This window comes from Flavobacterium psychrophilum DSM 3660 = ATCC 49418, from assembly GCF_002217405.1.
In the GTDB taxonomy this organism is placed as follows: Bacteria; Bacteroidota; Bacteroidia; order Flavobacteriales; family Flavobacteriaceae; genus Flavobacterium; species Flavobacterium psychrophilum.
The window spans coordinates 43,417-55,717 of sequence record NZ_MUHE01000026.1; the positions used below are offsets into that span (position 1 = coordinate 43,417).

The 12,301-nt window shown below is 32.8% G+C and carries 13 protein-coding genes and 1 riboswitch; of the genes, 11 read left to right on the top strand and 2 right to left on the bottom strand.

The window, feature by feature from the left end:
- Positions 1-109: 109 nt before the first annotated feature.
- Together B0A57_RS07420 and B0A57_RS07425 are read right to left on the bottom strand one after the other, a co-directional pair.
- Positions 110-1,138, bottom strand: coding sequence for an iron ABC transporter permease (locus tag B0A57_RS07420; RefSeq protein ID WP_034097656.1), 1,029 nt, complete (start codon positions 1,136-1,138; stop codon positions 110-112).
- A gap of 1 nt (position 1,139) precedes the next feature.
- Complete coding sequence (locus B0A57_RS07425) at positions 1,140-2,282, bottom strand: ABC transporter substrate-binding protein (RefSeq protein ID WP_034097658.1); 1,143 nt, start codon at positions 2,280-2,282, stop codon at positions 1,140-1,142.
- Between the two features lie 165 nt (positions 2,283-2,447).
- On the opposite strand from B0A57_RS07425, the gene B0A57_RS07430 reads away from it, so the two are divergent.
- The 11 genes from B0A57_RS07430 to B0A57_RS07480 all read left to right on the top strand — a co-directional run bounded on the left by B0A57_RS07430 (position 2,448) and on the right by B0A57_RS07480 (position 12,120).
- Positions 2,448-2,852, top strand: coding sequence for a DUF5522 domain-containing protein (locus tag B0A57_RS07430; protein WP_011963580.1), 405 nt, complete (start codon positions 2,448-2,450; stop codon positions 2,850-2,852).
- Positions 2,849-3,361, top strand: a complete 513-nt coding sequence (gene cobU / locus B0A57_RS07435) for a bifunctional adenosylcobinamide kinase/adenosylcobinamide-phosphate guanylyltransferase (RefSeq protein WP_034097660.1) — start codon at positions 2,849-2,851, stop codon at positions 3,359-3,361. Before B0A57_RS07430 ends, cobU begins: the two co-directional genes overlap by 4 nt.
- A gap of 184 nt (positions 3,362-3,545) precedes the next feature.
- The gene (cobT, locus tag B0A57_RS07440; RefSeq protein ID WP_071948492.1) at positions 3,546-5,222 is read left to right on the top strand and encodes a nicotinate-nucleotide--dimethylbenzimidazole phosphoribosyltransferase; all 1,677 of its coding nucleotides are present in this window, start codon (positions 3,546-3,548) and stop codon (positions 5,220-5,222) included.
- A 34-nt stretch (positions 5,223-5,256) separates the two neighbouring features.
- A complete protein-coding gene (locus B0A57_RS07445) occupies positions 5,257-6,033 on the top strand; it encodes an adenosylcobinamide-GDP ribazoletransferase (protein WP_034097662.1) in 777 nt (258 codons plus the stop codon).
- Entirely contained in the window at positions 6,018-6,542 is a 525-nt protein-coding gene (gene cobC, locus B0A57_RS07450; protein ID WP_011963576.1) for an alpha-ribazole phosphatase, read from the top strand. Before B0A57_RS07445 ends, cobC begins: the two co-directional genes overlap by 16 nt.
- A 94-nt stretch (positions 6,543-6,636) precedes the next feature.
- Positions 6,637-6,900: riboswitch (cobalamin riboswitch) on the top strand.
- Positions 6,901-6,930: 30 nt separating this feature from the next.
- Positions 6,931-8,793, top strand: a complete 1,863-nt coding sequence (locus B0A57_RS07455; protein ID WP_034097664.1) for a TonB-dependent receptor plug domain-containing protein — start codon at positions 6,931-6,933, stop codon at positions 8,791-8,793.
- Between the two features lie 5 nt (positions 8,794-8,798).
- The gene (locus tag B0A57_RS07460; RefSeq protein WP_034097666.1) at positions 8,799-9,860 is read left to right on the top strand and encodes a YncE family protein; all 1,062 of its coding nucleotides are present in this window, start codon (positions 8,799-8,801) and stop codon (positions 9,858-9,860) included.
- Positions 9,861-9,999: 139 nt separating this feature from the next.
- Positions 10,000-10,509: an RNA polymerase sigma factor gene (locus B0A57_RS07465; RefSeq protein WP_034097668.1), complete on the top strand. Its 510-nt coding sequence runs from the start codon at positions 10,000-10,002 to the stop codon at positions 10,507-10,509.
- On the top strand, positions 10,496-10,945 hold the full coding sequence (locus tag B0A57_RS07470; RefSeq protein WP_034097670.1) for a hypothetical protein: 450 nt from the start codon (positions 10,496-10,498) through the stop codon (positions 10,943-10,945). Before B0A57_RS07465 ends, B0A57_RS07470 begins: the two co-directional genes overlap by 14 nt.
- Positions 10,946-11,053: 108 nt before the next feature.
- Positions 11,054-11,581 (top strand): DUF4252 domain-containing protein, encoded by a 528-nt coding sequence (locus tag B0A57_RS07475; protein ID WP_011963571.1) that lies wholly within the window; start codon positions 11,054-11,056, stop codon positions 11,579-11,581.
- A 2-nt stretch (positions 11,582-11,583) separates the two neighbouring features.
- Positions 11,584-12,120 (top strand): DUF4252 domain-containing protein, encoded by a 537-nt coding sequence (locus B0A57_RS07480; RefSeq protein WP_034097672.1) that lies wholly within the window; start codon positions 11,584-11,586, stop codon positions 12,118-12,120.
- Positions 12,121-12,301: the final 181 nt, after the last annotated feature.

Sequence of the window (12,301 nt, forward strand, 5' to 3'; positions counted from 1 at the left end):
GTGTCGAAAAATATTTTGCAAAGGTACTAAAAGATTTTAGATTTCAGATTTCAGATTTCAGATTGTTTGCAAAAGATTATTTTTTAGATAATAGATGTATTGAAAATAATTAATTAAAACCTCGTTTTCTAACCAATAACCAAATTACAACTGGCGCACCAATTATAGAAGTTATGGCATTTATGGGTAAAGTAATATTCGTTCCAGGCATTTGCGAAACCATATCGCAAAATAACATGATAATAGCGCCAAAAAGTAAAGTACTCCAAAATAAAACCCAATGATTGCTAGTGTGAAAAACTATTTTTGCAATATGAGGAACAGCTAGTCCAATAAAAGCTATGGGGCCTGCAAAGGCGGTAATACTTCCAGCTAATAGACTCGTTGCGATGATAATGATAAGCTTGGCTTTTTTGAAGTTTATTCCCATACTTCGAGCATAATTTTCGCCTAATAATAGTGCGTCTAAGGCTTTAATATTCATGATGCTTAAAAACAAACCAATTGTTACTGATGTAAAAAGAATTACAATCTGATTCCAAGATAAATTACCCAAACTTCCCATAGACCAAAAAGTAAATTTCTGCAATTGTTCTGCCGAAGAAAAGTAGGTTAAAACACTAACTACAGCACCAGCAAAACTACTAAACATGAGCCCTACGATGAGAATGATAGTGGTGTCTCGCATTTGTTTTGAAACTAATAAAACTAGGAATAAAACCAGTAAACTTCCCGAGCAAGAAGCCAGCATAATGCCGTAAGGCGACAAAAAATAATTGGCAAGTATAGCGGGCAAATAACTGGCTCCTAAAATAACAAATGCAACCCCCAAACTAGCCCCTGAACTTAGCCCTAAAACATAAGGACCTGCAAGCGGATTTCTAAATAAAGTTTGCATTAATAATCCGGAAACAGACAGCCCCATTCCTACTAAAATAGCCGTGATGGCTTTGGGTAAACGATAATTAAGAATAATATATTCCCAAGTAGATTTACTGGCTTGCCCCCCTGTTAAACTGGTATAAACTTCCTTGAATGGAATTGTAACCGAACCAAAACTAATGTTAATAAAGAATAAAAAAAACAGCCCTATAATTAGTGCAAAAAAAAGAATAGTATTTCGTTTTTGGTTTGCCAATTTAGTTTAATTTTTGTGCAAATGTAAAAGTATAATCTGGAAGCAATTCAGGATGAAAAATCTTAATATAATCTTTTAAAACCAAATCAGGCCTACTTGGTGATAATTCATAAAAAATGGTGCCGCCAGTAGCGCCTAATTTACTTTCAAAACTATAAATATTTTTAGATTTTAAAGCATCAAACTGACTATAATGTGGGTTTGTATTGGCTAAAGCAGCTATGTTTTTATAGGCACCAGTAGGAATCCAATATTGTGCAGTTTTTGCTTTTTCTAGTATTTTTTCGAACGATAAGCTCATGCTTCCTGTTCCTGCAACATTTGCCCATAAATAATTAGCTTTTGCATCTTTCATAAATTGGGCTACCCAACTGTTTCCTCGGGCTACATACCATTGGTCTTGGTACATCGAGCCATATAATACAGTCGATTTTGCTTTTTTTGAAGCAACTAATGTTAGCGCATTATCGTAATTTTTTACAATATTGTCAAAGAGTGTTTTAGCCTCTTTTTCTTTGCCAAATAGTGCGCCAAATAGTTTAATCCATTCTGCTTTTCCTAGCGGAGATTGTTCCATCCAATCGGCTTCAATAAGTACTTTTAGACCACTCTTTTGCAAATTATCAATCATAGGATTAGTATTATCTACCCCAAAAGCCACGATGAGATTGGGAGCCAATTCTATGAGTTGTTCTACATTTAATTTTTCGTTTTGCCCTACGTTTTTTACAAAACCAGCATCAATTAACTTTCGGGTTTTTTCTGACGAAACATAATCGGTATGCGGAAAACCCACTAATGATTTCTCTACACCAAGCATTTCTAGAAAAGGAACGTTAGTGGTTGATGTAACCACAATAGATTGCAAAGGAACACCAATTGTTATGTGTTTTTGTAAACTATCAGGAACAACTCCGTTCTTCTCTTTTAGAATATAAGTAAAACTTTTATGAGCATCTGGCCAAGGATTTGAAACTTTTATTACTGTATATCCTTCGTGCTTAATAAGCACTAAACTTTTAGAATAGCGTATCAAATTACCAGCAATTGTAATTGTTTCTGTTCTAGTTGTTTCGTTTTTTTTGCATCCAACGACTGCTAAAAACAAGATAAAACAATATAATTTTAGGAGATTTAGTTTCATCACTTTTTCAAATTTAAAAGCCAAAGGTAAAGGATATTTTTTTTATAACGAGAATCAAATTTTTTCAAATCTAGATCCAAGTATAAAACATAACATAAAATTTATGCCAATAGTTATGTGCATAACTTTATATTTGTCTTCTATTATTTGTTTAACAAAAGTAAAATGAGGGCTAGTTTTCCTATTAATACCATTCAAATAAAAAACTGTTCATCCTGCGCAACGCCTTTCAATTGTGGCAATACGCCAGAAGGGCGACAATGTTGGTGTCATGATTTCCCCCCTATTTTTACACCATCACAAGCCATAGATTGTTTGTGTCCGAATTGTTTTAAAGTATCATGTTCTTCAAGAACAGACGAATATCTTGCCACTATAACACCAGAAACCGCTTCTGAAAACATAGCGAAAAACTTGCCAAAAACAACAACCTTACAAGAAGGAATTGACTATTATATAGAGAACGGGAATTATGTTTTTAAAGCATTTTTTCATCTCAAAAGAGGACATTGTTGTACCAACGGATGCAGGCATTGTCCTTACGGATTCAAAAAAACAACGAAAAAATGATATACCTAATTACAGGCGGAGAACGCTCAGGAAAAAGCAGTTATGCCGAAAATTTAGCAAAACAATTAGCCGAAAACCCAATGCACGTAGCAACCGCCAGAACATGGGACGACGATTTTCAGAACAGAATAAACCGCCATCAAAAAGACAGAGACCAGAGATGGACAAACATCGAAAAAGAAAAACATTTATCCGAAATAGATTTTTCAGGCAAAGTAGCCATTATAGACTGCGTAACACTCTGGCTGACCAACTTTTTTATCGACACTAAAAACGATGTGCCTTTGTCCCTAGAGCAAGCCAAAGCTGAAATTAATGCCATTGCAAAACAACAAAACACCACAATAATTATCGTTACAAACGAAATAGGAATGGGCGTTCATGCCCAAACCCACAGCGGACGAAAATTTACAGAACTACAAGGCTGGATAAACCAATATATAGCCCAAAAAGCAAACAAAGTAATACTAATGATTTCCGGAATTCCTGTTACAATTAAAGAGGAATAACCATAATATACCCCCAAAACATTAATACTTTATCATAGGGAAACAAAACCTAAAAAAATCAGATCAAATGAGCCAATAATTTGGGCGTTACCACAAGGGTCGGGCTGTGCGCTATATCTTTTGTGGCGAACCCCGCCACAAAAGGATGCCGCTACCATCCCTAACGCGCCCGCAACCCAATAAGATGAATCTAGACCAAATCATACAATCCCGCAGAGATACCCGTCATTTTACAGACGATGAAGTACCAGATCAAGTAATCCAAAAAGCACTGCAAGCAGGACACTACGCACCATCTGTAGGCTTAACTAATGCCACAAAATATTACACCATCAAATGTAAAAAAATCAAAAAAGCAATCAAAAAAATATTTCTAGATTATGATCAAAAAGCAATAAACCTAACAGATACCCAACAACAAAAACAACAATACCAAGCCCTAAAACTAGAAGCCATCGAAGAAGCACCACTAGGATTAGTAATTTGTTACGATCGTTCGGTACTCAATAATTTTACCATAGGAACCGTAGGGAGCAACGAAGCCATAAAATTTAGTGCAGTTTGTGCCGCACAAAACATTTGGCTTTCCCTCACAGCACAAGGTTATTCTATGGGTTGGGTTTCAATTTTAAATTATTATGAGTTTAAAAAACTATTAGGATTGCCAGAAAACATAGAACCTTTAGGCTATTTTTGCATTGGCAAACCTGCCACAAATTATAACAACCAACCCATGTTGCAACAACTCAACTGGAAGCAAAAACCCGAAAAACCTTCTGTTCAAGAAATCTCAACACTTCCTAAAAAAAAATCAGAAATTAAATGGGTTATCAATAAGTCAGAAAAACCTATTTTATCTAAATTTAAGGAGACTTTACAAAATAAAATAAACAATAAAACAAAACCAGTAGGATCATTAGGCGTTTTAGAAACATTAGCCCAACAAATTGCTACCGTTTTTCAAACCCTAGAACCAAGAATAACAAAACCCAACATGGTAGTTTTTGCTGCCGATCACGGTATTGCAAATCACGGCATAAGCGCCTATCCGCAAGACGTAACAAGGCAAATGGTTGCTAATTTTCTAGAAGGTGGCGCAGCAATAAATGTTTTTTGCAAACAAAACAGCATCAAATTATCTATTGTAGATGCTGGGGTAAATTATGATTTTCCCACAAATACAGATCTCATTTCATCAAAAATAGCAAAAGGAACACAATCCTTTCTGTACGAAGCAGCAATGAGTACAACCGAACTCGATTTGTGTTTTACTAAAGGAAGTGAAATCGTAAAAGCTATCGCAAAAACAAATAGTAATTGTATTGGTTTTGGCGAAATGGGAATAGGAAATACAGCAACAGCTTCGGTTTTAATGAGTGTTATTTTAGAATTGCCAATCGAAGATTGCGTAGGAAAAGGAACTGGCGTAAATGATGAAAAACTAAAATTGAAGCAAGAAATTCTTAAAAAAGCAATACAAAACTACCAAGGCACAAATAATTTAGATTCAAAATTAGCTTATTTTGGAGGTTTCGAAATTATGCAAATGGCAGGAGCAATGCTTCAAGCCTATAACAATAATATGCTGATTCTAGTAGACGGATTTATATGTACTGTTGCTTTCTTAATTGCATTCGAAAAAAATCCAGCCATATTAAAAAACGCCATTTTTTGCCACCAATCTGCCGAGCAAGCACATATAAAATTGTTAGATTATTTAAAAGTAAAACCCATTTTAAATTTAAATTTGCGATTGGGCGAAGGAACTGGTTGTGCGGTTGCATTTCCAATAATTCAATCGGCAGTGGCCTTTTTGAATGAAATGGCGAGTTTTGAAAGTGCCAATATTAGCCAAAAATAGAAAGTTTAAGTTTTGTAAAAACCTTTACACTAAAATGAAAAAAGAAATACACATATTTTTTACCGCATTAATGTTTTATACTCGAATTCCGTGTCCAAAAAACATCGATCACAATCCAGAATATCTCAACAAAGCCTCTCGGTATTTTCCGGTTATTGGTTGGATTGTTGGCGCAATAAGCTTTGTGGCTTATTATTTCTCATCTATTATCTTCTCTCATGAAATAGCCGTTATTTTATCCATGATTGCAGGAATTCTAACCACAGGTGCTTTTCACGAAGATGGTTTTGCCGATGTTTGTGACGGTTTTGGTGGCGGCTGGACCAAAGAAAAAATCCTAATAATCATGAAAGATAGTGCCATTGGAGCCTACGGAGCCATTGGTTTGGTGTTGCTTTTTTTACTCAAGTATCAGAGTTTGAATGAAGTTTTTCATCAATCGTTAATCATCAATCTTTTATTGTTTGTAACGGCACATGCTATAAGTCGTTTAGCCGCTATTTCTATCGTATTTACACACAAATATTCTCGCGATGATGCTTCTAGTAAAAGCAAACCTATTGCTCAAGGTTACACTTGGCGAGAAGTATGGGGTGCATTCTTTTTCGGGATATTGCCACTTCTGTTTTTGTCTTACTTTTATTGGCAATTTGTATTGGTAATTATCCCTATAACGATGACTCGTTTTTTTCTAGTGCGCTATTTCCAGAAATGGATTAACGGTTACACGGGCGATTGTCTAGGAGCTACCCAACAAGTGTGCGAAGTTGTATTTTATCTGTCAATTATAGGGATATGGAAATTTATTTAGTACGTCATACCGAAACAGTTTGCGAAAAAGGTATTTGTTACGGTCAAGCCGATGTACAAATTAAACCTAATTATTTATCTATTTTCGAATCTATAAAAAATCAAATTCCCAAAGGCGCTATTGTATATTCAAGTTCTTTAAAGCGATGCACAATATTAGCAAATTATATTTCTTCTGAAAATTACAAAACGGATTCCCGATTAATGGAAATGAATTTTGGCGATTGGGAATTAAAAAAATGGAATGATATTTCGCTAGAAACCATGAATCCTTGGATGCAAGATTTCGTAAATGTATCTGTGCCAAATGGCGAATCATTTATACAATTACATAAAAGAGTAGTCAGTTTTTTAAACGATTTAAAACAATCAAATTCATCAAATCCAGTTGTCATTATTACGCATGCGGGTGTTATTCGAAGTGTTTTGTGTCAAATTTATAATTTACCACTTCAAGATGCTTTTCAGTATAAAGTTGATTTTGGCGAAGTAAAAAAGATAAAATTATGATAAAAATTTATTTTAAAAGCAATAAAAATGAATATAGTTTAAAAATAAGTCTAAATAACTCTAATAAGTTATGTTATTGTTATTAATATAATTATATTTACACCCAAATTAAGGTTTCTTTTTGTTTTGTAAAAAAAAGGAATTAAAAGGGAATTTGGATAAATACCAAAGCTGTTCCCGCAACTGTAAGCTAGAAAGCTTGTTGTTATCTGCAAAGTCACTGTTTAAAATTCTAGAATTTAGAATTTAGATTTCATTTTTTTTAAGCTGAAATCGAAAATCCTAAATTAAAGATTAAGAATGGGAAGGCAAACAACAAGACGCAAGCCAGGAGACCTGCCTTAATTCTTAACAAATATCCAATCTCCGGGAAAGAGATTCTGAGATTATGACTTTAAGAAATTATATTTTATTCTGCTTAATTTTTCTTTGTCAATTGGTTTTGGCACAAAATGATACTATAACAAATTTAAAAGAAGTTGTGGTGTCAGATACTTATCTGCATAACAATAACAAATCGCAATCTATTCAGGTTTTAAATGATTCGGTAATAATTAAAAATCAATCTTCGCTTGCTAGTTTGCTTAATTACAATAGCACCATTTATTTTAAAGAATATGGTCGTGGTATGTTATCTACGGTTTCTTTTCGGGGAACAACATCAGCACAAACAGCCGTGATTTGGAATGGGATAAATATTAATTCACAACTAAATGGCAGCACAGATTTCAACACCGTAACGGGAAACGATTATGCTACAATTAGTGTTAAGGCTGGTGGTGGTAGTGTGATTTACGGTAGTGGTGCTGTGGGTGGTAGTGTGCATTTAAACAATAATTTGAGTTTCAAAAAACAGTTTACTAATACCCTACAATTATCTTACGGTAGTTTCGATACATCTGGAATAAACTATAAAACGCTACTATCTAACGAGAAATGGAGTACTCAAATTGGTTTTTCTTACCATGAGTCTAAGAACGAATATCCTTACATCGAGCTGTTTAATTGGAAAGGAGCGCAAAGAAAAAATTTAAACGGAGAATATTTAAATACAAGTTTGAATGCTAATATTGGGTATAAAATTAATTCGAATAATCTCATTAAATTGTACAGTCAAACCTCAAATACCGACAGGCATTTGTCTTTAGTGTCTGAATCCGATACAAAAACAAAATATGTAAACAGTTTTAGTCGTAACTTATTAGAGTATGATAGTAATTTTTATCAATATTCTATCAATCTTAAATCAGCATATATTATAGAAGAATATCAATATTTTGCAAATATAGCAAGTGATTATTTTAGTTTTGGAAAGTCAGAAAGTGCCATTGCAAAATTAGATTTTAGCTATCAAATATTAAAATCTTTAAAAATAAATACAATTTTAGATTATAGTCAAACTAAAGGTTATGGTACAAGTTTTGGTAATAACACAAGAAAAATTGGTTCGGCAGCGCTATTAGTCAAACAACAGTTGGGTAAAAAATGGCAAAATGAGTTAGGAATTCGTCAAGAAATTACAGATAATTACAAAAGTCCGTTGCTGCTTTCTGCGGGAACGTCTCGCTTTTTGAATAACTGGTACACTGTAAAAATAAATTTTTCCAGAAATTACAGAATGCCCACTTTCAATGATTTGTATTGGGAAGGAACTTCAGATCACGGAAATCCAAATCTAAAAGTAGAAAGTTCTTATCAAGCTGAGGTTGGAAATGTATTTTCGTTCAAAAAAATTAAGCTTTCTCAAACATTTTACTGCAATAAAATAAAAGACCTAATAAGTTGGAAACCTGGAGATGGTGGTGGTTGGACACCACAAAACACAAATAAAGTTACAACATACGGATTAGAAACAGTATTGGGTTGGGCAAATAATATTGGCAAACATCTTTTTAGTATGAGCGGGAGCTATGCTTATACAATATCTCAAGACGAGGAAACAAAAAAACAATTGTTTTTTGTTCCTTTTCATAAAATTACAGCATCAGTAGGTTATTCGCATAAGAATTTTGCTGTAAATTATCAGTTTTTATACAACGGATTTGTATATACAAGATCCGATAATGACCCCAAAGAAATCATAAAATCGTATAAAGTATCAAACATAGGGATCGATTATGATTTTAAATTTTTAAGCAATTCAAAATTAGGTTTTCAAGTACTTAATTTATTCAATAAAAAATACCAAACCCTAGAAGACAGACCATCTCCAGGTAGAAATTTTAATATATACATAACCCTTAAATTTTAATAAATATGAAGTTCAGTAAATTGTTTTTAGTAGCTCTTATGAGCTTTCCATTGTTTTTTTCTTGTTCAAAAGATGAGGATGTGCCAGTAGCACCAGTTTTAGGAGCTTATGAAAATGGCGCTTTTATTTTAAATGAAGGGAGTTCAGGACAAGGTTCTGTTTCTTTTATAGGTAATGATTTAACTAGTTTTACACAAGATATACATGCCGTTGTTAACCCTGGGGACTTACTCGGAAAATATGTGCAATCTATGTTTTTTAATGGTGACTACGCTTATATTATTGCGGGAGGATCTAATAAAATTAATGTTGTAAACAGAAAAACATTCAAATTAGTTTCAAAAATAGAAACAGGATTGGTTAATCCAAGATACGGAGTTGTAGTAAACGGAAAAGCCTACGTTACTAATGCAAATACTTATTCTTTTTCAAATGCAGCTACTGGAAATACCGATGATTATGTTGCTGTAATTAATCTTACAACAAATTTAGTTGAATCTAAAATTCAATTAAATGCAACAGCAAATAGAATATTATTAGAAAACGGCAAATTATACATAACAGAACCATTTAATAGTACAAAATTATTAGTTGTAAACCCAACTACTAATACATTGGAAACACCTATAGATATAGGAGCTTCTGCCGATACAATGGAAGTTAAAAACGGATTTTTATACGCATTAAGAAGCCCTTTTGGAGGACCAAGTGAAATTGTAAAAGTAAAATTATCAGACGCTACGACAAGCACAGTTGTTTTTCCAGCGGCATTAAATGATGCTAAAAATTTAGATATTTATGAAAATAAAATCTATTACACAGTTGGCACATCAGTTTACGCAATGGATATAGCGTCAACCACTGCATCAACAATACCAGTTTTAAGTTATACTTCAACTTCAGCATGGGGAAAAATGTACGGTTTTGCAGTAAATGGAGGGCGAATTTATATTGCCGATGGTGGCGATTTTTCAGCAAATAGTGAAGCCTATATTTACTCATTAACAGGAACATTGCAAAAAGAATTAACGGTGGGAGTGGGACCAAATGGTTTTTATTTTAACTAGATTGAAATAAAATTTATACAATTATTTTAAGCCTCGTTCTAACCAATTAGAACGAGGCTTTTTTGTATTCATAAAAATAAAGTTTAGTATCTTGTAACAAAAACAACCCTCATTCGTCTTGACTATATAACCAACTAGTATGAACCAAATTGAATTTATAAACCATATAAAACCATTTACGAACAAAATGTTCAGGTTAGCCAAACGATTATTAGTAAGCACGGAAGAAGCCGAAGATGCAACCCAAGAAGTTCTAGTTAAACTTTGGAAGAAAAACAATCTGCTAAATGATTTTATAAGTATCGAAGCCTATGCCATGACGGTAACAAAAAATTATTGTTTAGATGTTCTGAAATCAAAACGAGCAAAAAATTTGCAAATTGTACATAATAACTATACCGAAAAAGGTGCCAGTTTGCAACAAAAAGTAGAAGACAATGATTCCTGCAATTGGGTAGAAAAAGCAATAAATGATTTGCCAGAACAACAAAAGCTAATTATCCAAATGCGAGATGTCGAACAATATGAATTTGAAGAAATTGCAAAAATATTAGAAATGAGCGAAGCAACAATTAGAGTAGCCCTATCGAGAGCCAGAAAAACAATAAGAGAAAAACTGACAAACACCCATAACTATGGAATTCAATAAAATAGAAATATTACTCGAAAAATACTTTCAAGGAGAAACCTCGATTGCCGACGAAAACGACTTGCGAAGCTACTTTTTATCTCAAGACATAGCACCACATTTACAACGATATAAAGCAATGTTTGGATATTTTACCCAAACAAAAAAACAAGAATTTGCACAAGAGACACTACAAATTGCTAAAAAAAGAAAAGTTATGTGGCGCTCTGTTGCCGCATCTATTGTATTTTTGTTTGGTCTTGCAACATTTTTTATGATAAACACTAATAAGCCTGTAAATAAGCAACATGAGTTAGGAACTTATGAAAATCCCGAAATTGCATTCAAAGAAACACAAAAAGCACTAGCATTATTATCATCAAATGTAAATCTTGGCATAGAAAGTGTAAGGTATGTACAAGAGTACGAAACTACAAAGAAAAGAGTCTTTAAGTAAAAATAAAAACAAGAAGAGGTTCTAGGCCTTCAAAAAAAACATATAAGTAATTAGAAAAAAACGCTAAAAAAATAATTTTTTAAAAATCAATAAATAAAAATAAAAACCATGAAAAAAAAATCAATAATTATAGCCTTATTTGTTCTACTGCCATTTTTTAGTCAAGCACAATCGTTGTTCGATAAATATGACGGGCAAGATAGTGTAACTTCTATAATCGTAAACAAAAAAATGTTCGATTTAATGAGTAAGGTAAAAATGGAAACTTCAGATAAAGATGCTCAAAAATATTTAGCATTGATAAAAAAATTAGACAACCTAAAAGTATTTATGACATCGAGCGTGAAAACAACTGCTGATATGAGATTTAATGTAGATAAATATCTTAAAAGCAGTAATTTAGACGAGTTGATGCGGGTAAATGATGGTGGGAAAAACGTAAAAATTTATGTAAAATCTGGAAGCTCAGATACCCAAGTAAAAGAACTATTAATGTTTATAGAAAACACAAACGCAAAAGACAATCAAACCGTTTTAATGTCACTTACAGGCGATTTTGATATTAATGAAATTTCGACACTAACAAATAAAATGAATATCCCTGGCGGAGATGTTCTTAAAAAAGCAGGAAAATAATCATGGTAAAAATAGTAAGATTCCTCGTAGGTTGTACTTTGGCTTTGTTATTTAGCTGTAAAAGCGAACCAAGTTTGCAAAAATATTTTGTCGAAAAAACCGAAAACAAAGATTTTTTAGCCATAGATTTGACTCCAAAAATGTTGAATATAAACAACGCTAAATTAACTGACTCACAAAAAGAAGCTTTAACATCATTTCGAAAAATGAATGTATTAGCATTTAAAGTAAATGAAAAAAACAAAGCCCAGTTTGATATTGAAAGAGCAACAGTAACTTCGATTCTCAAAGATGAAAAATACCAACAACTAATGAAGTTTGGTTCTGGTGCAGCAGGTGTTCAGATAAGTTTTGTAGGAACTGATGAGCATATTGACGAATTTATTATTTACGGAAACAAAAAAGAAAAAGGTTTTGCTATAGTGCGAGTGCTAGGAAAAGATATGAATCCTACTTATATTGTAAAAATAATGAGCCTTCTTAAAAACGGAAATGTTAATCTAGATCAATTAAAACCATTACAAGAGTTGATGAAATAATATGGTTATGCCATTCTAATAAAAAAAACACTTTAATTTGCTACGTATATTGTCATCCAGAGAAACAAGAAATTTCATAATCTGAATCACATGATAGGATTTATTACTCCTCACAATAGCAAACTGTGTATTTGTTATTCCAGTAATACCAATTTAGCTTTAAAAATACTGGAATATTTAT